Origin of the sequence: Flavobacterium sp. HBTb2-11-1, assembly GCF_009826975.1 — a bacterium.
Taxonomy (GTDB): domain Bacteria; phylum Bacteroidota; class Bacteroidia; order Flavobacteriales; family Flavobacteriaceae; genus Flavobacterium.
This window is the reverse complement of the sequence record NZ_WUMO01000007.1, coordinates 55,604-80,916: the sequence shown is the minus strand read 5'-3', so window position 1 is coordinate 80,916 and position 25,313 is coordinate 55,604. Positions and strand designations below refer to the sequence as shown.

General features: G+C 35.2%; 18 protein-coding genes. 6 read left to right on the top strand and 12 right to left on the bottom strand.

Annotated features, from left to right (window positions below):
* Window positions 1-101: 101 nt before the first annotated feature.
* The 5 genes from GR162_RS16135 to GR162_RS16115 form a co-directional block, all read right to left on the bottom strand.
* Window positions 102-2,501, bottom strand: a complete 2,400-nt coding sequence (locus tag GR162_RS16135) for an alpha-xylosidase (RefSeq protein ID WP_160782979.1) — start codon at window positions 2,499-2,501, stop codon at window positions 102-104.
* 209 nt (window positions 2,502-2,710) lie between these two features.
* Entirely contained in the window at window positions 2,711-5,197 is a 2,487-nt protein-coding gene (locus GR162_RS16130) for a glycoside hydrolase family 2 TIM barrel-domain containing protein (RefSeq protein ID WP_160782978.1), read from the bottom strand.
* Window positions 5,198-5,335: 138 nt separating this feature from the next.
* Complete coding sequence (locus GR162_RS16125; RefSeq protein ID WP_160782977.1) at window positions 5,336-6,190, bottom strand: hypothetical protein; 855 nt, start codon at window positions 6,188-6,190, stop codon at window positions 5,336-5,338.
* Between the two features lie 16 nt (window positions 6,191-6,206).
* Window positions 6,207-7,787 (bottom strand): RagB/SusD family nutrient uptake outer membrane protein, encoded by a 1,581-nt coding sequence (locus GR162_RS16120; protein WP_160782976.1) that lies wholly within the window; start codon window positions 7,785-7,787, stop codon window positions 6,207-6,209.
* A 12-nt stretch (window positions 7,788-7,799) separates the two neighbouring features.
* On the bottom strand, window positions 7,800-10,889 hold the full coding sequence (locus tag GR162_RS16115) for a TonB-dependent receptor (protein WP_160782975.1): 3,090 nt from the start codon (window positions 10,887-10,889) through the stop codon (window positions 7,800-7,802).
* Between the two features lie 612 nt (window positions 10,890-11,501).
* On the opposite strand from GR162_RS16115, the gene GR162_RS16110 reads away from it, so the two are divergent.
* From GR162_RS16110 to GR162_RS16090, 5 genes are all read left to right on the top strand, one after another.
* Entirely contained in the window at window positions 11,502-12,218 is a 717-nt protein-coding gene (locus GR162_RS16110; protein WP_160782974.1) for an NUDIX domain-containing protein, read from the top strand.
* 32 nt (window positions 12,219-12,250) lie between these two features.
* The gene (locus tag GR162_RS16105) at window positions 12,251-12,955 is read left to right on the top strand and encodes an NUDIX domain-containing protein (RefSeq protein WP_160782973.1); all 705 of its coding nucleotides are present in this window, start codon (window positions 12,251-12,253) and stop codon (window positions 12,953-12,955) included.
* Window positions 12,956-13,118: 163 nt separating this feature from the next.
* Window positions 13,119-14,915, top strand: coding sequence for a translation elongation factor 4 (gene lepA, locus GR162_RS16100; protein ID WP_026728216.1), 1,797 nt, complete (start codon window positions 13,119-13,121; stop codon window positions 14,913-14,915).
* 223 nt (window positions 14,916-15,138) lie between these two features.
* Window positions 15,139-15,756, top strand: coding sequence for an outer membrane beta-barrel protein (locus GR162_RS16095; protein ID WP_008465432.1), 618 nt, complete (start codon window positions 15,139-15,141; stop codon window positions 15,754-15,756).
* Window positions 15,757-15,907: 151 nt separating this feature from the next.
* Window positions 15,908-16,867, top strand: a complete 960-nt coding sequence (locus tag GR162_RS16090) for a YafY family protein (RefSeq protein ID WP_160782972.1) — start codon at window positions 15,908-15,910, stop codon at window positions 16,865-16,867.
* Window positions 16,868-16,908: 41 nt separating this feature from the next.
* Here the strand turns inward: GR162_RS16090 and GR162_RS16085 are convergent, their stop codons facing one another.
* On the bottom strand, window positions 16,909-17,406 hold the full coding sequence (locus tag GR162_RS16085; protein ID WP_160782971.1) for a DinB family protein: 498 nt from the start codon (window positions 17,404-17,406) through the stop codon (window positions 16,909-16,911).
* A 47-nt stretch (window positions 17,407-17,453) separates the two neighbouring features.
* Complete coding sequence (locus GR162_RS16080) at window positions 17,454-17,933, bottom strand: DinB family protein (RefSeq protein WP_160782970.1); 480 nt, start codon at window positions 17,931-17,933, stop codon at window positions 17,454-17,456.
* Between the two features lie 302 nt (window positions 17,934-18,235).
* Between GR162_RS16080 and thiL the strand changes: the two genes are divergently transcribed.
* On the top strand, window positions 18,236-19,282 hold the full coding sequence (thiL, locus tag GR162_RS16075; RefSeq protein ID WP_160782969.1) for a thiamine-phosphate kinase: 1,047 nt from the start codon (window positions 18,236-18,238) through the stop codon (window positions 19,280-19,282).
* 99 nt (window positions 19,283-19,381) lie between these two features.
* On the opposite strand, the gene GR162_RS16070 is transcribed toward thiL, so the two are convergent.
* From GR162_RS16070 to GR162_RS16050, 5 genes are all read right to left on the bottom strand, one after another.
* Window positions 19,382-20,080 (bottom strand): response regulator transcription factor, encoded by a 699-nt coding sequence (locus tag GR162_RS16070; RefSeq protein WP_160782968.1) that lies wholly within the window; start codon window positions 20,078-20,080, stop codon window positions 19,382-19,384.
* Window positions 20,070-22,121 carry an ATP-binding protein gene (locus GR162_RS16065; RefSeq protein ID WP_370516256.1) on the bottom strand — a complete coding sequence of 684 codons (2,052 nt, stop codon included), beginning with the start codon at window positions 22,119-22,121 and terminating at the stop codon, window positions 20,070-20,072. The genes GR162_RS16070 and GR162_RS16065 overlap by 11 nt, the downstream gene beginning before the upstream one ends.
* A 105-nt stretch (window positions 22,122-22,226) precedes the next feature.
* Complete coding sequence (locus GR162_RS16060) at window positions 22,227-22,496, bottom strand: hypothetical protein (protein ID WP_066033312.1); 270 nt, start codon at window positions 22,494-22,496, stop codon at window positions 22,227-22,229.
* A gap of 174 nt (window positions 22,497-22,670) precedes the next feature.
* The gene (locus GR162_RS16055; RefSeq protein ID WP_160782967.1) at window positions 22,671-23,489 is read right to left on the bottom strand and encodes a LytTR family DNA-binding domain-containing protein; all 819 of its coding nucleotides are present in this window, start codon (window positions 23,487-23,489) and stop codon (window positions 22,671-22,673) included.
* 277 nt (window positions 23,490-23,766) lie between these two features.
* Window positions 23,767-25,308, bottom strand: coding sequence for a glycine--tRNA ligase (locus tag GR162_RS16050; RefSeq protein WP_129746722.1), 1,542 nt, complete (start codon window positions 25,306-25,308; stop codon window positions 23,767-23,769).
* Window positions 25,309-25,313: the final 5 nt, after the last annotated feature.

The following is a 25,313-nucleotide window of genomic DNA, read 5'->3' as shown; positions in this document are numbered from 1 at the left end:
AATATTTTTTATTTTTTCACCACAAATTCCGAAATTATCACAAATTTAATTCGTGCAATTGCTTCGCCTGTTCGCTATCGCTCGGATCGTGGCTAACTTTTTTATTTTGCCCACTCGGTTTTAAAAGTGGTTTTTCCGTTTAATGGATTTGTCGTTACATCAAAATTGTTTCCGTTTTTGGTCACTTTTATTTCTTGGACAGCGTCTCCGTTTGGCAAATAAACTTTAGCTGAAGCCGAAGCTGTTTTATCGCTAGCGTAAACTTTCAATGTCAATTTACTCCAATCCATATCTGTTGTGGACTGTGCTAAACCGATGTGAGGCAATGCCGTTCCGTCTTTTACCAAAACTATGATTGGCACTTCGCCCGCTTTGATTTTATGCCAGCCAGATTGATAGACTTTTTTAGTTTGGTAATCGATCCAAGTTCCTTCTGGAAGGTAAACGTCTCTTTCTTCTACTTCTTCAAAAAGTGGTGCAACTAGCATGCTTGATCCAAATAAATATTGATTATCGACTAACCATGCTCCTGGATCGTTTGGATATTCTACAAATAAAGCTCTCATCATTGGCAATCCTTTTTGCGAACTTTCTTTTGCTTGAGCGTAGATATATGGCATTAATTCGTAGCGCATATTATCTGCTTTTCTAAATCCTTCCAAGAATTCTTTGCTGTACAACCAAGGTTCGCGAGGCGGTTCTCCATGGCTTCTTACGTGTGAAGTAAACATTCCGAATGGCGTCCATCTTCTGTAAATATTCTCAGGAGATTTAGTTGCAAATCCTCCAACATCATGGCTCCAGAAACTGAATCCGCTTAATCCTAATGAAAGTCCGCCGCGCAATTCTGCCGACATTGCTCCGTTTGAAGTTTCGGCATCTCCACCCCAATGCAGCGGATAACGCTGACTTCCTGCCCAAGTGCTTCTTGCCCAGATTAAAGTATATCCTTTTTCTTTCTGCGTGATTTCAGCAACTGCTTTGTTGTAGCGAAGTGGGTATAAATTGTGCTCATAGAAACCTGTTCTTCCTGAATGGTAAATTCCGTCTGGCGGAGCTGCTTCCCCAAAATCAACTTTGAAAACCGCTACCCCATCATCAAACAGCTTTTTCAATTTCCCTTGGTACCAAGAAATAGTCTCTGGATTTGAGAAATCTAAAACGGCATCCTCGTAAGGAAGATTTCCTTTTCTGTCTCTTACTGCCAAATTTTTATCCATAATTTCAGGGAACAATGTGTTCTTTGGTGTGAAATAAGGCAATTGCCAAAGACAAACTTGGAAACCGTCTTTCTTTAAATCAGACATCATTTTTACAGCATCCGGGAAACGAGATTTTGCAAACTCGTAGTTGTTTCTCCAATCTACATCAAACCAGCCTGTGTCAAAGTGAATAACATCGGTTGGAATTTTGTATTTACGCAAATCTCTTGCAACGTCGCGTCCTTCTTTTTCTGAGAAATAGGTAATACGGCTCATCCAGAAACCGAATGACCAAAGTGGTGGCATAGCCGCTTTTCCTGTCAGATTCGTGTATTGGTCTAAAATGTCTTTTGGTTCTCCGATGAAGAAAAATAAATCGGCTTCATCGTCTCCAATGTACATTTCGTTTGCACTTGAAAAATATTTTCCGAAGTCAACTGTAATTGGTGTCGAATGATGCATGAAAACGCCATAACCACGGCTGCTCATGTAAAACGGAATTGGTTTATACATCGTTTCATTTTGGATTCCGTTGGCATCGTCTGCCCACAAAACAACTTTTGAACCACGTTTGTTGAATTGTGTGAATGATTCACCGCAACCAAATATTTTTTCGTCTGGTTCTAAACTGAAAGCCGCGCCCATACTTCTTGAATAATCGCTGTTTCTGCGAACGTAAGAAAACGGAAGTGTTGGTGTATAGGTGTTTTTAAAATCAGTATCATGAAGTGTACTTGTCAGCAATTTCCCTTTTTCATCGTAGATTTTTACGTGCCATGGTTTTGTTAAAATTTCAACTTTTCCGTGTTTACTGGTATAACTGTGACCGCCTTCGATTTTAGCATATTTCCACAATTCGGGATGATTCGGTGCCACTCCATCAACCAACATCAATGATTCTTTTTGCGGATGAAATTGAGGTCCAGAAGTCGTTTTGATACGAAGGGTTCTGTCTGAAACAAACTGAATTTCGAATGGCAAAACTGGCGAAGCTTCATATTCTGTTGTTGGAAATTCGTTCGCTTTTTCCACATCTGGTTTCATCATCATGTTGTTGAAAGCCTGACGCGTTTTATAATTGTATCGTAAATATTTAATTGTTCCTTTTCCCGTTGCTGGATCAAAAGAAGCTAGTTCATCTGCGAAATAAAAAGTATTCAGATAGTTCTGAAAATCTTTACTGATATCTATTGGCGCGTTTAGTACATCTGCGTTTTGAATTTGTGCTGTCGCTTTTGGCACAGCTATAAATCCCAAAACAAAAGCAGAAACTAATGCGGTTAATTGTGAGTTTTTCATGGATTAGTTTTTATTTTTTTGCCACAGATTAAAAGGATTCGAAAGGATTTTTTCTTTTTTCTTTTCTCTCGCAGATTTAGCAGATCATGCGGATTTAAATCTTTTTACAGAGATTTGAAAAAACAAATCTGCATGATCTGCTAAATCTGCGAGAACATAAAACTCTTTTTAATCCTTTTAATCTGTGGCTATATTTAAAATTTTAAAAATTATTCTGTTGTAATTACAATTGTTGATTGTTTTAATCCGTTTGCCTTCGCAGTTAATTCCAATCTTCCTGATTTATCGCCCGATTGTACAATCACCAAACATTTTCCAGCCAAAGCCGTATGTTTAGTTCCTTTGTACGATTCGTGACTTACTGGATCTCCGCTGCAAACGCCTACGATTTTTCCATTTCCTTTTAATGAAAAATTGATTTCGTTACTGGCATTTGGAGCTAAAATTCCGTTCGCATCCAAAATATCTACCGTTACAAAAGACAAATCATTTTTATCTGCTTTGATAGTACTTCTATCTGCAGATAATTTTAATTGTGAAGGATTTCCAGCAGTTTTGATTTCTTTTTCTAAAACCACTTTTCCGCCTTTTCGAGAAATGGCTTTCAGCGTTCCTGCTTCAAACGGAATTCTCCACATTACGTGCAAATCATCTCCTTTTTTAGCTCTTTTTCCAACTGATTTCCCGTTTACGAAAAGTTCGACTTCATCAGCATTATTGTAATAAGCCCAAACGTCAACCGTTTGTCCAGCTTTCCAGTTCCAATGCGGGAAAATGTGTAGAACATCTTTATTCGTCCATTCACTTTGGTACATATAATATACGTCTTTCGGGAAACCGGCTAAATCGACAATTCCGAAATAGGAACTTACCGATGGCCACTCGTAAGGCGTTGGTTCTCCGATATAATCAAAACCTGTCCAGATATACATTCCAGAAAGGAAATCATATTTTTTAATGATTTTCCAAGTTGCCTCGTGTGTTGAACCCCAAGGTGCCTGAACCTGATCGTAAGCTGAAACGGTATTTCCTGGATTTCCTTCAGTAAATTTAAGATCCCATCTTACTGGCCACTTTTTGATCGTATCTGAAACAGCGTCATAATATCCGCGAGTTTCTAAAGCCGAAGTAGTTTCAGTGGCGATGAATGGCGTATTTGGAAAATTCTTTTGATGATGTTCGAACGTTTGGTGCGCGTAATTGTATCCGATTAAATCTAAAACTCCAGATCCTGCAAGCGGATTAATAGAAACCTCTTTTTTCTCGAATTGTAAAGTCACGGCATCAATGTTCATATTTACTGGTGGATTCATTCCTGCAGTAAACGGACGCGTTTTATCATTTAAACGCACTATTGCTGCTAATTCTTTGGCAATCTCGATACCTTTTTCATTCCATTGTTCTGGAATTTCGTTTCCAATACTCCACATAAAAATACTGGCATGATTGCGGTCGCGCAACAATTGGTCGATTAAGTCTTGTTTATGCCATTTGTCCCAATCATTAGCATAATCATATTTGGTTTTGTTTTGTTTCCACATGTCGAAAGCTTCATCCATAACAATGAAACCCATTTTATCGCAAAGATCTAAAAGCTCTGGAGCGGGAGGATTGTGCGAAGTCCTGATTCCGTTTACGCCCATTTCTTTCAGGATTTCCAACTGACGTTCGATTGCGCGCGTATTAATTGCAGAGCCTAATGGCCCTAAATCATGATGCATGCAAACGCCTTTAATTTTAACTTGTTTTCCATTCAAGATAAAACCTTTGTTCAAATCGAATTTAAAATCTCTGATTCCGAAAGTAGTTTCGTATTGATCAATGATTTTATCGTCAAGCGAAATTTCGGTAACTGCCGTATACAATTCTGGTTTTTCATCTGACCATAATGCAGGATTTTCAACCTCAGCCGATTGCTTCAAGATTTGATTTCCGTTGCCATTGATTGTTATATCTTGAGTAACTGATGTTACTTTTTTATCTTCTTTAAAAATAGTTGTGGTTACCGTTGCTTTTTTGCCTTCTTTGTATTGATTTTTGATTGTTGTTTCAATATTTACAGAAGCTTTTTCGGCAGTAACTTTTGGAGTCGTAATATAAGTTCCCCATTTTCCCACATGAAGTTTATCTGTTGTTTCGATCCAGACATTTCTAAAAATTCCTGAACCCGAATACCAGCGTGAATTGGGTTGTTTTGAATTGTCAACCTTAACAATTATTTCGTTGTTTTTGTCCCCGTAATTTAAATATGGTGACATATCATATTGAAAACCAATATATCCGTTTGGGCGTTTTCCTAAATAATGGCTGTTTATCCAAACTTCGCTGTTTCTGTAAACGCCATCAAAAGTGATTGAAATTATTTTTGTACTGTCTTCTGTTGCTACTTTGAATGTTTTTTTATACCAGCCTAAACCTCCGGTGAGTGATCCTCCTCCATAACCTGCAGGGCTTTTTTCATCAAATTTTCCTTCGATGCTCCAATCGTGAGGAACGTCTAAAGTTCTCCATTTTGTTGAATCTCCAATTGTATCTTTATCAACAATACTGTCATTAAGATGAAAGCTCCAATCTTCATTAAAAGAAACTTTTCGGTTTATAAATGCATCTTGTTTTTTAGCACAGGAATTCAAGAAAAGAACTCCAGCTGCAACTGCCCATAAACTTATATTTTTTATGTTTTTTCTAATATGCATAGGTACCTTTTTGTTTTTTGGAATTGGAAGATAGAAATAAAAAACGGTTTCATTTCTTTCTTACAAAAATAATTTAAGTCTCAGTCTTAAAGCACATTACGAAATGTTTATAAGACTGAGACTTCAAAACTAACTAACTTATGATTTCGGCTTGTAGTGGAATACAATTAGACAAACTCCTTCACCAGTTCTGCTCTGGTCACGCACTACTGCTAATCTTAAAGATGTAGCTGTAAGCTCAACCACTTTTACGCTGATCCAGTTGCTGCAGTCTCCATAATAGTCTCCACCGTAAAGCATTTGGACCCCACCATTAAAAACTAATTTATTATTTGCAATATCAAATGAATAGGTTCCCTTTTTTGTAGTCTGATTATTGTTTGCAATCGCTGTTTGAGTAACAGTTGTATTATAATTTCCATTTAAATCAAAATACATTTCGCCCCAGTTTTTATTAGTCATTACCCAAGAGTTGCTTGCATAATCTGGCAGCCAGCTCCAGTTATCGCCAGATGCAGCTGGGTAATCTAAGCCTGCCCATCCCACTGGATCTGTAAAATCTAAAACCCAAGTTTTTCCATCGACACCATTGGTCAACATTTGCCATTTTGGATCTCTAAAATAACTTTCGTCATTTTCAGGGACGTTTACAGTTACAGGAGCCGCTTCTACAGAACCTCCTCTTGTATAAGCGGTGTAATAGATAGTGTATTTTCCAGCAAAAGGGAGAACCACTTGATCACTGCTTTTGTTAGAATGTCCTAATTCATTTCCCGATCCATCTACATATTTCCAAAATGGAATTACAGTCGGATCATCACTTTTAAAACTTACAAGATTTTTATTTGTAGCATCTTGCGTTACAGAAAATTTAAGTGTTTCTGGTGTCAAAGTAATTGCTGGAAGACTTTCGCGATCCTCAATTGCCTCACAAGAAAATAACAGCGAACCCATTGTAACAGCTGCTATTAAAATATATAATATACGTTTCATAGTCTTTTGTTTTAAATTAATTCCAGCCAGAATTTTGAGTTATTGTACCATTTGAAAGAATGATCTGCGATTGCGGTAATGGGAACCAACCCTGAGTCTCTGTTCTAAAAGTTACATTAAACTGAGAATCTCCAGTATTGTTATCAATAGCCGCTTTCATGGCAGGCATTCCTTGTCTGATTAAATCAAAATAACGAAGTCCTTCAAGTGCTAATTCTAACTGACGCTCTTTCATGATATTCTCTAAACTGACTGTTTTTCTGTGAGTGGTATTTTTGAAAGCGCGATCACGTACTCTATCATAATCTGCCTGCGCTAAAGCAGGGTTCGATTGTAAATTCAACTCAGCTGCCATTAATAATACATCTGAGAAACGAATAATAGCATAATCTTGGTAGTTATCAATTTGGAAGTTTCCTCCATTAGCCTCTACAACAGCAGTTCCTGCTGCATTGGTAATTGGACAATATTTTTTCCAAGAATATCCTGTGTACTGACGCTGCTCTCTAGCCTGTGGATCAAAATTTAAATTTTCACTTGCATAATCAATAAATGAAGCAGCTTTTCTCGTGTCACCAGCTTCGTAAGAATCAACCAACTTAGGATTCACTGTTGCTCCTCCCCAACCTGTGGCATATCTTCCTATTGAACCGCCACGAGGCGCAATATTTACTTGGAAACGGTTTCCTTCGTGAAGATCCCAGTTTCCTTTTCCTGAACCGTTAAAACGAACCGCCCAAACCATTTCTGTATTATCTTCTCCAACAAAGTTTTCAAAAGAAGCTGCCAACCAAAGATTAGCAAAATCAGCCACTAAACCGTGTCCGCTATTATTTACAGCATCGTTAATGTAAGCTGTTGCTTCAGCTTTAGAAACCACTCCGGCTAAATCTGCTTTACCATATGTTCCTGTATAGAATAAGAATGTTCGAGCCAAATACGCTTCTGCAGCCCATTTTGTAATACGGCCATAATTAGCATTTCCTGCTTGCGAATAATTTTCTGGCCCTAAATTGTCTGCTGCAAATCTTAAATCGCTTGCAATTAAAGCATAAGTAACTTCTGGAGCTTGTCTTGGCAATTCGAACTCACTTGTTGTTACCGTATGGTCAAGTGGGATAATATCTCCAAACATTTTAGCCGCTGTAAAATGGAAGTGCGCTCTTAAGAAACGTGCTTCGGCTTCGTAGCGAGTTTTCAAAGCTGTATCAGATCCCCAGTTTACTTTATTTAAATTTTCTAACAAAATGTTAGCTCTGTAAATTCCTAAATAAGCATTTGACCAAACATCTTTGTTCATGTCTTTGTCCGAAACGTATAAGAAACGATCCCATTCGATATCGGTTTGAGCATCGGCAATACCATAACCTCCAAAGCAATCATCAGAAGCTTGTTCGCTAATTAATAATGGTCCGCCGTAAGCTTCGCGCTGTAAAACATCATAAACTGCCACAAGACCTTCAAAAGCATCAGATGGTGTTTTATAAAAATTCTCCGTTACCTTATCTGTGTATGGTTCATTTTCCAAGAAATCCTGCGAACAAGCTCCTAAAGTAAGTAAGCTTGAAAGCGCAAATAATTTTATATATGTTTTCATGATTTTCAAATTTTAAAAGTTAACATTCAGACCCATTAAATAGGTTCTTGGCTGTGGATAATATCCAACATCAATACCTTTAGCCCAAGATTGATTTACGTTTCCGAAACCAATTTCTGGATCCATTCCTTTGTACTTTGTGAATGTGTAAATGTTATTTCCTGCCACATACAATCTGAATTTAGAGAAGAACTTTAATCTGTCTGTCAACTTCGTTAAATCACATCCAATTGTAGCATTTTTAATTCTAAAGAAATCTGAATCCTGAATATATAAATCTGAGAATTTAGTATAGTTTCCGTTTGCATCAGTTCCGTAAGTTACTCTTGGAATTCTGTTCGAAGTTCCTTCAGTTGTCCATCTATTCAACACATCTGTAGTGTTATTTGTGTAAGCACGTGTGTAATCGTGAACTCCAAAAACGTTTTGTCCTCCAGCGATACCATAAGTATTAACAGATAAGTCAAAAGCTTTGTATGATAATTCTAAATTAACACCATAGTTGATATCAGGGTTTGGATCTCCAACTTTAGTTTTATCATTTGCATCAATTTTTCCGTCACCATTTAAGTCTACGAAGCGAACGTCTCCTGGCTGTGCATTTGGCTGAACACCCGCGGCAACTTCAGCAGCATTTTGGAAAATTCCGTCTGTTTTTAATCCGTAGAAATAACCCATTGGTTTTCCAACCTCAACACGGTTCATCTCGTCTAAACCTTGAAACAATACATTTGATTCACCGTGAATGATCCCTTCGTTGTTAGCAATTCTCAACACTTCATTTTGGTTACGAGAAAGATTTGCATTAATAGCAAAATTCCAGTCTTTTCCAAAATGTGTACGATAAGCTAAACCAATTTCAAAACCTTTATTGCTTACGTCACCACCATTAATATAAGGGGCAGTTGCTCCTGCATAAGCCGGTATAGAAGCCAATACTAACCAATCTTTGGTTTTCTTGTCATAGTAATCAAAAGTTAAAGTAAAGTTGGTAAACAAGGTAGCATCAAAACCTAAATCTAACTGCTCAGAAGTTTCCCATTTTAAATTACGGTTTGCTAACTGATCTGGGCTTGAACCTACTAAAAGAGTTTCATCACCAGTTCCAAAATGATATGTTTTATCTGTCGAGTTTACTACAGACATGTAAGCAAATCTTCTTGCAAATTGATCGTTACCATTTTGTCCCCAGCTCGCTCTTAATTTGAAAGTATTTAAAACCTTGTTTTCTTTGAAGAAAGCTTCTTTATCTAAATTCCAACCTGCAGAGAATGATGGGAAAATAGCATATTTGTTATCTGGACCAAATTCTGATGATCCGTCACGACGAACTGTTGCAGAGAATAAATATTTATTGTTATAATCGTACAATAAACGTCCGAAATAAGACTGGATTGCATAATCTCTACGATTTCCTTTTACCACATTTGATGTAGGATCCTTTGCATTATCTAAATACGCGTGCTCGAAATCATCAAAAATCAAGTTTCTTCCTTGCCCTTCCATATAATCAGACGTATTCTTTTTAGCAGAAGTACCTACTAAAACATCAAAATTATGAGAAGTAGCAACATTGAATTTGTATTGAAGTGTATTCTCAAAAATCCATCCTAATGATTTTGTTGCACTTTGAGTTACGCTCGAAACCGTATTATTGTCATTTGAAGAAAGTGAATAAACAGGTCTGAAAGCACGATAATTGCTATCTGTCATATCAACCCCATAACTAGTTCTGAAAGTAAAGTTCTTTGCAAATTTTAATTCGGCAAAAATGTTACCTACATAACGATTCGTCTTAGTCTGATTAAAGTTGTTGTAATATAAAGATCCAACCGGATTGCTGATATCTTGAGAAATAATAGAGCGAGCAAAATCTCCATTCTCGTCATATGGCTGATCAATAGGAGCCGCATTTAAGAAACTTCTAATCGCATTGCTGTAGATTCCGTCATCGGCAACACCGCTTGACTTGATGTTTGATAAAGTGAAGTTTTCCCCTATTTTTAAGTACCCTTTAATTACTTCTGAAGTAGAGTTTGCTGTAAAAGTAATACGGTCATATTGAGATTGATTCGTAGATCCTCCAATCATACCTTCTTGTCCGTAGTACGATAAACCTGTTGCAATAGTAGACTTTTCGTCGCCTCCAGTAATCAAAAGCGAATGATTTTGTTTCATTGCGCCTTCATTAAATAAATCTTTCTGCCAATCGTGATCTGGAAATCCAGCAATTTGCTCTTTTGTGTATAATGGAGCATATCCTGAATTTACACGAGCTTCATTCATGATTGTTGTATATTCTTGCGTATTCATTAAATCAAGTTTTTTTGCAATCTGCTGAAAACCTGTATAAGTACTGAAAGACACATTCATTTTACCATCTTTACCTTTTTTGGTTGTAACCAAGATAACTCCATTTGCAGCCCTTGCTCCGTAGATAGAAGCTGCCGAAGCATCTTTTAAAATATCGACCCTTTCAATAACAGACGGATCAAGATATCCAATTCCGTTATCTACCACTACACCATCAACCACATAAAGGGGATCGCTATTTCCTGCTGTACCTGCTCCACGAATATTTACCACCATATTCGCTCCCGGCTGACCCGAAGATGAAGTTACCGAAACCCCAGAAGCCTGACCTTGTAAAGCATTTACAACATCAAGACTTGCTACTTGCTGAATGTCTTTTCCAGACACCAATGAGGTCGCAGCAGTATTCACTTTCTTCTTTTGAGTACCGTAACCGATCACTACAATTTCTTTAAGTTCTGCAGTTTCTGGCTGCAAAACCGCATTGATCACTTTTTGAGTCCCAACCGTAATATTCTGCGATTTGAAACCTACAAAAGTAATTACTAAAACATCGCCTGTTTTAGCCTCTACTTTATATTTTCCATCAAAATCGGTAACCGTACTCGATTTTGTTCCCTGCACAAGTACAGTTGCTCCCGGAACCCCAAATCCGTCTTCAGAAGAGGTAATGGTCCCACTTACAGTTTTGGATTCTTGAGCAAATCCAAACTGCATCATAAATACGCTAAGCAGCACCGCCATAAAATATGGAAGCTTTGTTGTTTTAATACAATTTTTGCTTTTCATAATAAGAATTGATTAAGTTTAAGTTATAGTTAGTGTTTTTTACCCTAAGAGAAATCTGGAAAAACTTCCCAAGCAGGTCATGCCGAAAAAGAGGGCCTGAATCTCTTTTCCAACATTTAGTACTTGTAGACTATAAGCAGCTTCAAAATCGATTCTTTCAGCAGAATTTGATGATGGTAATCTCATCAAAAAGCGATTAAATTCAATTTCTAAAAAAAACATTTGTGGTAAGTTTAAGTTAAGTGTAGTTTTGTTCTTTTTTTACTTATAGTCAGTTTGAATTTATCTTATGGTAAATTTGACTACAAGTGTAAAACAAATTTTCTATATTAACAAAATATTAGGGTTATTTTTTTTCGATTCTGATAAATCCTAACTTCTTTTTATTAATGTTGTAAAATCTAAACAAGAATTGAAATAAAAAATGCAAAAAAACCAACGTTTTATAAAATTGACAATCAGAGATTTAAGAATCTATTTAAAAAACAGGCTTTTTTAGCGCATTTTTAAATAGCTGATTATCAAAATTTAATTTCGTTAAAAAAAATATAAGGCTTTCAAAAAGGCTAATAATGATTTTATTTATTTAATTTGTCAAAATTTATCTCATATATGGTTGAAAATGTAGAAGACAAAACTGCTTATAAAAATGAAAACAGCGCGATGAATGCCATCACGATTGACTGTGTCATTTTTGGTTTTGATAAGGGCAGTCTTGAAGTGCTTTTAGTGCAGCATGCAGAGGGTATCAGTAAAGGAAAGTGGGGACTTCCTGGGGGATGGATTTATAAAAAGGAGAGTACCGACAATGCCGCCCATCGTTTATTGAACGAACTTACGGGACTTGATAATATTTATCTAGAACAGCTGAAAGCATTTGGAGATCCTGATCGTTTTCCGCTGCGACGTGTTATTACAATTGGATATTATGCCCTCGTAAAAAGAGAAGATTATAATATTAAAGCAGGTTTTACCGCTTCCGATGCCCAATGGTATAAAATCAATGAAATTCCAGATTTGATTTACGACCATAATGAGATTTTAGATTACAGTTTAAAACACCTTCGAAACAGAGTTCGTCAAGCGCCAATTGGATTTAACCTTCTTCCTGAAAAATTTACTTTATTGCAATTGATGCAGTTGTATGAAGAAATTTTAGGAATCGAAATGGATAAACCCAACTTTAGGAGAAAAATTCTTCACATGAAATTGTTGGTTGCATTAGACGAAAAACAACAAGATGTTTCTCATAGAGCAGCTCAGCTATATAAGTTTGACCCAGAAATTTATGATCAATTAACAGAAAAGGGATTTAATTTTGTATTTTAATTTTCAATACACAATAACACGACAACAATACATTGGCAGAAATAACTACTAATCATCATCACAAACCAGCCGTAGAGGGAATCACAATTGACTGTGTTTTCTTCGGATTTAACAAAGAGAGTCTCGAAGTTCTCTTGGTTCAGCACGCTCAAGGTGAAAGTAAAGGCAAATGGGGGCTTCTCGGCGGATGGCTTCAGCTGGAAGAAAGTGCCGATGATGCTGCGCAACGTATTTTGCATGAACTTACAGGACTTGAAAATATTTATCTGGAACAGCTGAAAGCATTCACAAATCCAAAACGTGTTCCAGAAAGACGTGTTGTAACGATTGGCTATTACACTTTGGTGAATCGTGAAGATTATAATATTAAAGCCAGTTTGAGAGTTATCGAAGCCAAATGGTATAAAATAAAAGATATTCCTGAGTTGATCTTTGACCACAATGAAATTTTAAATTTCAGTTTATTACAGCTCAGAAACCGTGTGCGTCAGGCTCCAATTGGTTTTAATCTTCTTCCAGAAAAATTTACTTTATTGCAGCTCATGCATTTGTACGAAGAAATTCTTGGAATTGAATTGGACAAATCTAATTTCAGACGAAAAATTCTTCACATGAAACTGCTCACAGCATTAGATGAAAAACAAAAAGACGTTTCGCACAGAGCTGCTAAACTTTATAAATTTGATGATGAGATGTACAAAAAATTAACTGAAAAAGGATTTAATTTTGAATTTTAACGCCAATTTTAATTCACATCTTTCAACTATCTAAAATCTGCATTCCAGAATCCAAAACTTTGCGCTATCTTTGCGCCTTAGTAACATGCTTTAAAGCAATTGTCTTAAAGCAGATTATTCCCAAAAAAAGACTTAAAATCGATTAGAGAACCGATATATTAAAATGAAGAAGATACGTAATTTTTGCATTATTGCACACATTGACCACGGTAAGAGTACATTAGCAGACCGATTACTAAGTGCTACACAAACCGTTACAGCCCGTGAAGAAAAAGCTCAATTGCTTGACAACATGGACTTGGAACGCGAGCGTGGAATTACCATTAAGAGTCATGCCATTCAGATGGAATACAAATACAAAGGCGAGGAATATATCTTAAACCTAATTGATACTCCTGGCCACGTAGACTTTTCGTATGAAGTTTCCAGATCTATCGCTGCCTGCGAAGGCGCTTTATTGATTGTTGATGCGGCGCAGAGTATTCAGGCACAAACAATTTCAAACTTATATTTAGCACTTGAAAACGACTTGGAAATTATTCCAGTTTTAAATAAAGTCGATTTGCCGAGTGCAAACCCTGAAGAAGTTAGTGATGATATTATCGATTTATTAGGATGTAAATTGGAAGATATTATTCATGCTTCAGGAAAAACTGGTTTTGGTGTGGAGAACATTCTGGCTGCCATTATCGAAAAAATCCCTGCTCCAAAAGGAGATCCGGAAGAGCCATTGCAAGCTTTAATTTTTGACTCAGTTTACAATCCGTTCCGTGGAATTGAGGTAATCTTTAGAGTTGTAAATGGGGAAATCAAAAAAGGCCAAAAAATTAAATTCATGGCTACAGATAACGAATATTTTGCCGACGAAATTGGAACTTTAAAACTTAATCAAGTTCCTAAAAATGTAGTTTCAGCAGGAGATGTTGGTTATTTAATTTCTGGAATTAAAGAAGCTCGTGAAGTAAAAGTGGGTGATACGATTACAGATGCAAAAGTTCCGACAACGAATATGGTTGCTGGTTTTGAGGATGTAAAACCAATGGTATTCGCAGGTATTTATCCTGTCGATACAGAAGATTATGAAGATTTGCGTTCTTCAATGGAAAAATTACAGTTAAATGACGCTTCATTAGTATTTACTCCTGAAAGTTCTGCGGCATTAGGATTCGGTTTCCGTTGCGGATTCTTAGGAATGCTTCACATGGAAATTATCCAAGAACGTTTAGAGCGTGAGTTTGATATGACTGTAATTACTACGGTTCCTAACGTTTCGTACTTAGCTTATACTAAGAAACATCCAGAAACGCCAATCGTTGTAAACAATCCTTCAGATTTGCCAGAGCCTTCAAAATTGGATAGAGTTGAAGAGCCTTTTATTAAAGCTACCATCATTACAAAAGCCGATTTCGTTGGAAACGTAATGAGTTTATGTATCGAAAAACGTGGCTTGATTACTAATCAAACGTATTTAACAACAGAACGTGTTGAGTTAAACTTTGATATGCCTTTGGCCGAAATTGTATTCGATTTTTACGATCGTTTGAAAACAGTTTCTAAAGGTTATGCTTCTTTTGATTATTCTCCAATTGGAATGAGAACTTCAAAATTGGTTAAACTTGACGTTCTTTTGAATGCACAAACCGTTGATGCACTTTCTGCATTAATCCACGAAGATAACGCTTACAACATCGGTAAAAAAATGACCGAAAAACTGCGTGAATTGATTCCAAGACAGCAATTTGATATTCCGATTCAAGCGGCAATTGGAGCTAAGATTATCGCTCGTGAAACAATTAAAGCACTTCGTAAAGACGTTACCGCAAAATGTTACGGTGGAGATATTTCGCGTAAGCGTAAACTTCTTGAAAAACAGAAAAAAGGTAAAAAACGTATGCGTCAAGTAGGAAACGTTGAAATTCCGCAAGAAGCATTTATGGCTGTTTTGAAATTGAACGACTAGTTCTTTTTAGATAATAGAGTAAAGAATAAAGATAATAGATTGACCCAATGACGAAAGTTGTTGGGTTTTTTATTTGTCTGATTTAAAATTTACAACGTAAAAACTTACAAATATTGCAGATTTTTAACTCTAAAAGCCGTTCTTTAACTCAATCAAATAAACTGAAGGTCTTTTTAACACAGAAAATGTATTTTTAATCTTACAACTTTAACATTATAAGACTATGAAAACCAAATTTTCTGTTATTTTAGCACTATTCACATTCTGTTTTGCAAACGCTCAACAAGACCAAGTTGATTCGGAAATGAATTCTGCAAAAGGCATCACTTTTCAAAAGGGTGATATGTTTTTAGAAGGATCTATCAAAATTAGTACAGGCGGAGACGCAGACTATTATGGCTTTAGTCCAAAGTTTGGCTATTTGCTAAATGATAAATTTGCTGTTGGAGCTAAACTAAATTACTCAAGCAACAAAGTAGAAACAACTCAAGTAAAAACCAATGTTTTTGGAGTTGGAGCTTTTGCTCGTTACTATTTCTTAGAATTAGATAAAAAACGTTTTAAAACGTATGCCGAACTTGGTTTAGGTTATGGAAGAAACAAAACAGAAATACCACAAGTTGGAAGCGATACAGACAATAGTTTAACAGCTGATATTAATGTTGGTTTGAATTACTTTGTAACCAAAAACATTGCCGTTACTTTTGTCCTTGCAAATGTCTTGGCTTACAACAGCGTTTCTCCAGAAAATGGTCCATCGTCTGATACTTTTCAATTAAATATTAACTTATTTGAAAACATTTTCGATCAGCCGCAATTTGGAGTTTTGTATAGATTTTAATTTTTTTTTTTCGATTTACGATAGAAAGCTGTTTCAATTTGGAACAGCTTTTTTTATTCCCTTTAGTTTTTACATTTGTATCTTTGAATCTTTGCATCAGCAAAAAGACCTAGAATCTCAGTAACTCAGAACCTTAGAATCTTAAAAACAAATGCTCGACGAAACCCCAAAGCGATTTGACCGAATTGTTGCTATTCTCATACAATTGCAATCTAAAAAGATTGTCAAAGCACAAGAATTAGCCGATCGTTTTGAATGCAGTTTGAGGACAATCTATCGCGACATCAGAACCCTGGAAGCGTCTGGCGTTCCTATTTATAGTGAAGCTGGAGTTGGTTATGCTCTTATGGATGGTTATCGCCTTCCTCCCGTGATGTTTACTCGGGAAGAAGTCAGCAGTTTTATTGCTGCTGAAAAACTGATGCAGAAGTTTACCGATCCTTCTTTGGGGACACATTATGCTTCGGCGATGTACAAACTGAAAGCTGTTTTAAGAAGTAACGACAAAGATTATCTTTCAAACATCGAATCGAGAATCGTAATGCAGGATGCAGAACCCATGTTTAATGATAATTCGCCAAATACGCTATCGGTTTTGTTTGAAAGTATTGCAGAGAAGAAACAGATTTCACTTTCTTATAAAACCTTTGGGAAAGATGAATTAACGGAGCGTAATTTGGAACCAGTTGGCGTTTTTCATGATAATAACAATTGGTATTTTCTTGGTTTCTGTCACTTGAGAAAAGATTACAGACAGTTTAGGGCAGACAGAATTCAAAACCTTAAAAAAACAGATTTAGATTTTACAATCGAGCATGATTCTTTGGAGACATATTTGAGCAAAACAGAAACGGTTCCAACTACAAAAGTCCGGCTTCTGGTAGAAAAGAAAATTGCCCGTTATCTAGCTTTCGATAGAAAATATCATGGTTTTGTTTCTGAAAAAGAAGTTGGAGATAAATTAGAAATGACTTTTCTCTGCCGTGATATCGAAAATGGTTTTCCTCGCTGGTTTTTAATGTTTGGCGATTATGCTGAAATTTTAGAACCTGAAATATTAAAAACTAAAGTTTTAAATTTAATCGAAATCAATAAAAAAAGACTATTATAAAAAAACTCCCAAGAGAATTTCAAATTCTTTTGGGAGTTTTTTTATTGGGCCTTAATTACATTATAAAAATTGTAATCGGTGTTGGAAGCATCTGTAATTCCGATATTTCTTCCCATGGTTACAATTTGTCCTCTGTGATAAGTTCCGTGATTTATAACCTGCAGCAGATAATCTGAAACAGGCAATTCGCACTCAAACCACGGATTGGTAATTTTAACTTCTTTCATCAAATCTTCTTCCGACAATGAATTGATAAGGTGTTTCAATCTTGTAGATGAATTGAGTAATCCTTCAAATATTTCTTCTTTTGACAATTCGCTTTCAGGCTTTTTTTCTGCCATATCATTTTCAGAAATTACAGAAAACCAATATTCTTCTGTAGACCAGATGTGGTCCAAGGTTTTCATGATAGTAGAGAAACTCGATTGCACTTCTGCATAAAGCAATTCATCAGCTTTTGGCGAAAGCCAGTTTACAAATTGCTGGTTTACCCATAAATTGTAATCTGCAAAATTGGACATTATCTTTTTTAAACTCATAGCAGTGGTTTTTAGAATGTGATATTAAGATAGTAAAAAATTATCAATTATCTCTCCCAGAAAAATGGCGGTTCGATATTTAAAGCTCTTAAATACACATAAGCTTGTCCACGGTGATGCACTTCATTATCGATAAAGTATAAGATATTCTGAATTACAGGAAATTCATATTGCCCAAAAAGGTTAAAAGTCTCGCTAAAATCTTCAACTGATAGTTGCTCCCAATATTTATTTATTTCTTCTGTAGCTTCATCCCATTTTTCAAGATATTGGGCTTTAAAAATCAATTTTTCTGTTCCTTCTGAAAATGGAGCAGTTTCTTTCGTTACAATTCCTTTTAAACCTGGAACTGCAATCGCCAAAAGTTCATCTACTAATTTTGAGAAAGGTCTCATCCCTCCTATTGAAAATTCAAAGAAATCTTTCTCTGGAAAAAGTTCAATTAAACGACGAGTAAGCGCTCTATGCCCTTGCCAATGTTTCAATAAATCTTCTGAAGTAATAACTTGTGCTTCTAATGTTTTCATGGTTTTAAAGTTTAAATATTTTTAATACTTCAAAAGTAAAATGGGCTGGTGACAACAGTTTGTCAGCAGCAAAAAAATATTTTAAAAAAATATTATTCAGCACATTTTAGACGCACCGCAATGCGTTTAACACATCGGAAATCTACACCCAAATTTATACACAAGGGAGATGCACTGCGGTGTGTCTCTACGGAAAATTCGTTTATAAAAAACTTTGCAACTCTGAACCTTTGTGTCTTTGTTACTTAAAAAGAAAAATCCTTTGTACCTTTGCACCTTAATAACTTTGGAACTTAACAGAAATGATTGAAGATAAAAATCAACAGAGAACTAGTATAGCTCAATTGGGCGAATTTGGTTTAATTGACCATTTAACCAAAAACTTTGACATTACTCAGGAATCTACTTTAAAAAGTATTGGCGATGACGCCGCTGTTCTTGATTTTAAAGATAAAAAAGTAGTAGTTTCGACCGATTTATTAATTGAAGGTGTTCATTTTGATTTGGCTTACATGCCACTGAAACATTTAGGATACAAAGCCGTTGTAGTAAACGTTTCTGACATTTGCGCGATGAATGCAAAACCGACTCAAATTACGGTTTCGGTTGCCGTTTCTAATCGTTTTCCGCTTGAAGCTCTAGAAGAGTTGTTTGCAGGAATTACACTTGCCGCAAAAGAATATAAAGTGGATGTCATCGGTGGAGATACTACCTCATCTCAAAAAGGATTAATCATCAGCATTACTGCGATTGGAGAAGCTGATGAAAATGAATTGGTTTACAGAAATGGAGCTAAAAAAACTGATTTATTAGTTGTAACCGGTGATCTTGGCGCTGCGTATATGGGATTGCAGGTTTTAGAACGTGAAAAACAAGTTTTCCAAGTCAACCCAAACAATCAGCCCGATTTAGATCCTTATACTTATTTGGTAGAACGCCAATTGAAACCTGAAGCGCGAAAAGATGTTCGTACCTTGCTTCATGCTTTAGATATAAAACCAAACGCAATGATTGATATCTCAGACGGATTATCTTCTGAGATTATGCATATCTGCAAACAATCTAAAGTAGGCTGTAATTTATATGAAGACAAACTGCCTTTGGATCCTCAGTTTATTTCTACTTGCGAAGAATTTAATATCGACAGTACAACGGTTGCCATAAATGGCGGAGAAGATTACGAACTATTATTTACAATCGACATTAATGATTTCGACAAAATAAAAGGAAATCCGAATTTCTCTGTAATCGGACATATGACGCAAGAAAGTGAAGGAATCCATCTTGTAACCCGCGCGAACACAAAAATTGCTTTAAAAGCTCGCGGATGGGATGCTTTGACAGAATAAATTTTAGAAATTCCAAATAATAAAAATTCCAAATTCCAAGGACTTAAAAAATCTTGGAATTTGGAATTTTTATTTTGCTCTTTTATTGGGATTTAAATTCTAAAAAAGCCCTTTGCTTTTCGCTTCTTTTACCAAATCGTGATCAGAACCGCTTTTTATTTTTAGCAATTCCATTAAATGCTTTTTTCGTTTCATGATCGCATTTAAAGAAATTGGAATATTTTGCAACACTTCATGAATTGGGGTTCCTTTGTCCAAATGAATTAATATCTGTTTATCGTACTGATCTATTTCAATCGCATTATGAGTTGATTGATTCAGCATCTTTACAACCGACTGGCTGTAATATTTTTCATTTTTCATTACTTTATCAAAAGCCAAAAGCAATTCGTCAAAAGTGAGGTCATTTTTAATAATTAATCCGTTGGGCTGAATGGTTCTGATAATGGTTTTGATTTTCAGCAATTCGGTGTACATCGTCAAAAGAATAATCTTGCATGAAGGCATCTTTTTCAGAAGCAATTTTGCCAGATCTTCGCCAGAAAAAATCTCTTTTTCTTCATAAGGAGGCATGCTGATATCCAAAAAAGCAATATCAAAATCAGTGTTGTTATTATTTTCTATTATATCATAACCGGATCTACAATCGTGCGCCTGAGCAATTAAAAATTCATATTGTTTTGGATTATAACGAGTTATGGCATTCTTATATCCTTCAATAATAAATGGATGGTCATCTACTATTAAAATATTCTTTTTAACTAATTGTGGAGCTGAGGCTGGTAAATCAAATGTCATTATGCAGGTTATTATTTGGCTCTAATGGGACTTTTATGGTGAGAACGGTTCCTTCTCCTTTGGCAGATTTTATCGTAACTGTTCCCTTACACTCTGTTGCTCTATATTCTATATTATTAAGGCCAATTCCGTTTTTAGTTTTATTGGTATTAAATCCGATTCCGTCGTCTTCAATGGTTAAAACAAGATTACCATTTTCATTTTTAAACTCCACTTTAATAATATCTGCTTCAGCATATTTATTACAATTTTGGAGTCCTTCCTGAACAATTCTGTACAAATTGATTTTTACGATGTTGCTTATTAAATCCCATTTAATTTCAGGATCAAAAACAGTAATCAATTTCGAACTATACGTATTCTTCTGATCTTCAAATAGTTTATTCAAAATGGAAACAAAATTATTAATTAATTCCGATTTTTCTCTATTTAAGTCATGCGAAATTTCCCGAATATCCTGTTCAACATTTTTCAATTCATCAAGATACTTTTTTCTTTTAGAAATAGCTTCAGATTCATCCAATTTATCTAGGCTATCCAAACTTATCCGAATACCGAACATACGTCCTAAAACACCGTCGTGCAATTCCTGGGCAACTTTTTTCTTTTCTTTTATTCGCGTAAGCTCAATTTCATTCTGTTGCGAAATCATCAAATTGTAAATATCTTCATTTGCAATCTGTTGCTGTTGTTTAAAAAGAAGTTCACGATTCTTGGCCTGTTGTGTTTTGTAAACATAAAAAAACAACCCAAGCAATGTACAAATACTAAATACATAAACCAAAGTTTTATTTTTTTCCTGAAGACTAGAATTTTGATCTTTAATTTCGTTGGTTTCATATTCGATGCGAGAGAATTTTTCTCCCATTTTGCGCTCTGCTTTTAGCATTTTTTCGTTAAGCTGAATATATTCTTTCGAATATTGAGAAGCATTTTTAGGATCCACTTCTGCGGTTTGTTTGAGGGCTTCCAATGTATTTATAATCCTTGTACTTGTACGAGATAATGCCAAAGCTTGTTTTGAAAATTGAATTGCTTTAAGAGTATCTTTTTTCAAAGCGTAATACTCTGATAGATGTATTTTACTTGACACCATTCCAGAAGTAAGATCAAGGCTATCTCTAATTTTTAGAGATTCATAAAAAAGCTCAGGCATCTTATTGGGATCATTTAGTTTCAACTTAGCATATCCTAAATTATCAAGTAAAATTGCATATAAACTTGATCTATCTACAAAAAGATTTTTTTCTTGAAGTCCCCTTTCAAAAAAAACTTTGGCACGTTTATAATTCCCCATGCGCATATATATGTATCCCAAGTTATTTAAAGATGCTGCTTTATATTGAAAATCTGAGGGGATTTTTTTATCATCCAATATATTCAAGGCTTTATTCTGAAACTCTAAAGCTTTGGCAAACTCTTCTCTTTCATTATACAAAATACCTAACAAATTATAGCTTTCATAAAGCAATTCATTGACATCTTTCTTTAATTTTAAAATACTCAAAGCTTTAAAAACGGTTATTTCACTTTCAAAAAAATCACCTTCGTTGTATTGTAGATTCGCTTTATTTAAAAAAGTCTTGACCAAATTTAATTGATCATTAATTCTCTGATATGTTTTTTCGGCTTTATAATAATTCAAAAAAGCACTATCAGAAATAGATTGCGACAAATAGTAATCACCTAAATATACATAGGCTTTTGCCATATGTACCGAATCCTTTGATACCCGAGCCCTTTCTAAAATTAATTTAGTTGTTTTAAGATAGGCTTTCCAATCGCTCATATTGTAATATCGATTAGCAACCTTAAAAAGATTTACTTTATTAAGCGAATCATCTTTTTGTTCTAAAATAATACTTAATGCTTTCTGAGCGTATTTTTGTTTAATGTGCAAAGGCAGATTATCCTCATTTGCTAAAGTAAGATAAGCAGGAAGGCTGTCTTTAGAAGAAGTCATCTCTAAGTTTCCTGCTTTCTTGGTACATGCCAATATAACAAAGAATAAAAACAGCAGTATTTTTTTTAGTTTCTTCAATTGTGCCTTTGAATTTTATCAAAAATAGTAAAACTATAGACACAAAAAAAGCTGCCAAAAATTGACAGCCTTAATTTTATATATTTCTTTATTTCTTTATTTCTTTTAATCTACTTTTTTATCGTGTCCGAAAGCTTGATTAACACTTGCAAAGTTTGCATTGCTATTTTTTTGGAATGATTCAGCAGCTCCATGAAAATCGTGTTTTTTAATAACTCCACCTGCTGCACCACCACCAGTTGTCGTCGTACCATCTACTGGTAAAACTTTAATAGAATCGTTTGCTGCTAAATATGTTGGAACTTCTGTTGACGCAAAAGAAGTTGCTACTACTACTAAAGAAAATAATCCGATTGTTAAAGCTGTTTTTTTCATGACCTGAGGTTTTAATGTTGTTTTAATTTTTGGAGACAATTCGCCGTTTGCTTGCGAATCAGAGTGTAAAACTAACACCAGATTGAAAAAAAATTTATACAAAAAATTAGGTTTGTGGTAGATCGTACCCAATTGATAGTCAATGGATAGCAAATCAATGTAATTGTCTAATTTTTAGACTTCTAGGTAATTTCCTGCTGCAAAATCGGCAATTATCTGCTCTACATTTGCTCTATAGGTTTTGGAAAAAGGAATCTTTTTGGTCGAGTTTTTTATGTAACAGATTGAGTTTCCGCTATGAATCCTCGAAATATAATTTCTATTAATGACATAACTGTTATGAATTCGGATAAACGGATAGGTCAAAACGCTTTCAAAATGCTTCAACGTTTTGAAGGCCGTAATCATTTCGCCAGTATTTAAATAAATATCGGTCGAGTTATTGTCAGCTTGAAAATAGCAGATATCCTCGGCATTCAAATATCGGTAATCGCCATACGATTTTATGCAAATGGTTAATGGCTTTTGAGCGTTCTGAGGAATCGTTACGTTACCAATATTATCAATTGCAATAGAAGTCTGTTCTTCTGTTGAATGTACTGTTTTTACCTCAAGATTTGCTTTCTTAAGCTTCAAAACGGTTTTCAGCAGATCAATATGCGCAACGGGTTTTAAAAGATAATCAAACACGCCGTATTGAATGGCATCAAAAGCTTTGTCTTTTTTATTTGTAGTAATAATGATTTTTGGAATCTCCTGAAAGAAACGGTGCAATTCGCTAACGAAAGTCAGAGACAAATGACTTGACAAATTTTCGGGTTCGATTTCTAGAAAAATCAAATCGGGTTTATGTTCTAAAACCAAGCTTAAACCGTCCTGAAAATTTGATGCCGATGCCTTAAAAGATAATTCTGAAAAGCCTGAAGCGATTGTTTGGGTTTTCAAAATACTCTCAGCAACATCATCAATTATAATATACGAATACTTTTTCAATTTCGGGTCTTGTTGGTTTTCTCACGGCGCAATCATAATCAAAAAAATACTTTTAATTGCTATATGAAGAAAAAGATTGCGCTTTGCAGTAATACAAATTTAAAATTACGGATTTAAAAAAATTAAACATCTCATTGTTAACACATTAGGTTAAAATGTTAATACATAAGGATGAAATGCAAAAAAAACCGATAAAATACCTATTTAAAAAAGAAAATCCCAAACTCTCCCGAAGCTTTGGGACAGAATTTGGGATTTCTATAATAAACTGTAAAGATTACATCTTCATTAACCAGTTTTTCATCGAAACTTCATTTTCGATAATACCTCTTAATTCAGTAATTTTTACACGATCTTGTTTCATTGTATCTCTATGACGAATCGTTACTGTTTCGTCTTCCAGCGTTTGATGATCTACTGTAATACAGAAAGGCGTTCCAAGAGCATCTTGTCTTCTGTAACGGCGTCCTACAGCATCTTTTTCATCATAAGCCACATTGAAATCCCATTTTAAATCTTCGATGATTTTTCTTGAAACTTCTGGTAAACCATCTTTTTTAACTAATGGTAATACTGCTGCTTTAGTTGGCGCTAAAACTGCTGGCAATTTTAAAACTGTTCTTGTAGAACCGTCTTCTAATGTTTCTTCTTTTAATGAAGTTGCAAAAACAGCCAAGAACATACGATCTAAACCAACAGAAGTTTCTACTACGTAAGGAACGTAGTTTTCGTTTAATTCAGGATCAAAATATTGTAATTTTCTTCCAGAATATTCTTCGTGTGCTTTTAAATCGAAGTCTGTACGAGAGTGAATTCCTTCCAATTCTTTAAATCCGAATGGGAAATTAAATTCGATATCAGCAGCTGCGTTTGCGTAGTGCGCTAATTTTTCGTGATCATGAAAACGGTAATTTTCTTGTCCTAATCCTAAAGATAAATGCCATTTTAGACGAGTTTCTTTCCAATGCTCATACCACTGCATTTCTTCTCCTGGACGAACAAAGAATTGCATTTCCATTTGTTCGAACTCACGCATACGGAAAATAAATTGTCTTGCCACAATTTCGTTTCTGAACGCTTTACCTGTTTGAGCTATCCCGAAAGGAACTTTCATACGGCCTGATTTCTGAACGTTTAAGAAGTTCACAAAAATACCTTGAGCCGTTTCTGGACGTAAATATAAATCCATTGCATTCTCTGCAGATGCGCCCAATTTGGTTCCGAACATTAAGTTAAACTGTTTTACTTCTGTCCAGTTTTTAGAACCGGTTTCAGGATCAGCAATTTCTAATTCTTCGATCAAAGCTTTAACATCGGCTAAATCTCCAGCTCCCAAAGAACGTCCTAAACGCTCTCTGATTTCTTTTTCTTTAGCTAAATATTCAATTACACGAGCGTTTGTAGTAACAAACTCTTGTTCGTTGAATGCATCGCCAAAACGAGCTTTTGCTTTTTCGATTTCTTTTTGAGCTTTTTGGTGAATTTTTTCAGCAAAATCTTCAACCAAAACGTCAGCTCTATATCTCTTTTTTGAATCTTTATTATCAATTAATGGATCATTGAAAGCATCAACGTGACCAGAAGCTTTCCAAGTTGTTGGATGCATCAATATTGCAGCATCAAGGCCGACAATATTTTCATTCATCTGAACCATTGATTTCCACCAATATTCACGGATATTCTTTTTTAATTCGACACCGTTTTGTGCGTAATCATATACAGCACTTAAACCATCATAAACTTCGCTTGACGGAAAAATAAATCCGTACTCTTTTGCGTGCGAAACCACATTCTTAAATATATCTTCTTGTTTTGCCATAGTGA

Bases quoted from the DNA above. Each gene is read 5' to 3' on its own strand.
- GR162_RS16120 (WP_160782976.1), bottom strand. From the start codon at position 7,787: ATGAAAACATATATAAAATTATTTGCGCTTTCAAGCTTACTTACTTTA.
- GR162_RS16050 (WP_129746722.1), bottom strand. From the start codon at position 25,308: ATGGCAAAACAAGAAGATATATTTAAGAATGTGGTTTCGCACGCAAAA.
- GR162_RS16085 (WP_160782971.1), bottom strand. From the start codon at position 17,406: ATGAGTTTAAAAAAGATAATGTCCAATTTTGCAGATTACAATTTATGG.
- GR162_RS16070 (WP_160782968.1), bottom strand. From the start codon at position 20,080: ATGACATTTGATTTACCAGCCTCAGCTCCACAATTAGTTAAAAAGAAT.
- GR162_RS16110 (WP_160782974.1), top strand. From the start codon at position 11,502: ATGGTTGAAAATGTAGAAGACAAAACTGCTTATAAAAATGAAAACAGC.
- thiL (WP_160782969.1), top strand. From the start codon at position 18,236: ATGATTGAAGATAAAAATCAACAGAGAACTAGTATAGCTCAATTGGGC.
- GR162_RS16115 (WP_160782975.1), bottom strand. From the start codon at position 10,889: ATGAAAAGCAAAAATTGTATTAAAACAACAAAGCTTCCATATTTTATG.
- GR162_RS16125 (WP_160782977.1), bottom strand. From the start codon at position 6,190: ATGAAACGTATATTATATATTTTAATAGCAGCTGTTACAATGGGTTCG.
- GR162_RS16130 (WP_160782978.1), bottom strand. From the start codon at position 5,197: ATGCATATTAGAAAAAACATAAAAAATATAAGTTTATGGGCAGTTGCA.
- GR162_RS16080 (WP_160782970.1), bottom strand. From the start codon at position 17,933: ATGAAAACATTAGAAGCACAAGTTATTACTTCAGAAGATTTATTGAAA.
- GR162_RS16095 (WP_008465432.1), top strand. From the start codon at position 15,139: ATGAAAACCAAATTTTCTGTTATTTTAGCACTATTCACATTCTGTTTT.
- GR162_RS16090 (WP_160782972.1), top strand. From the start codon at position 15,908: ATGCTCGACGAAACCCCAAAGCGATTTGACCGAATTGTTGCTATTCTC.
- GR162_RS16060 (WP_066033312.1), bottom strand. From the start codon at position 22,496: ATGAAAAAAACAGCTTTAACAATCGGATTATTTTCTTTAGTAGTAGTA.
- GR162_RS16135 (WP_160782979.1), bottom strand. From the start codon at position 2,501: ATGAAAAACTCACAATTAACCGCATTAGTTTCTGCTTTTGTTTTGGGA.
- lepA (WP_026728216.1), top strand. From the start codon at position 13,119: ATGAAGAAGATACGTAATTTTTGCATTATTGCACACATTGACCACGGT.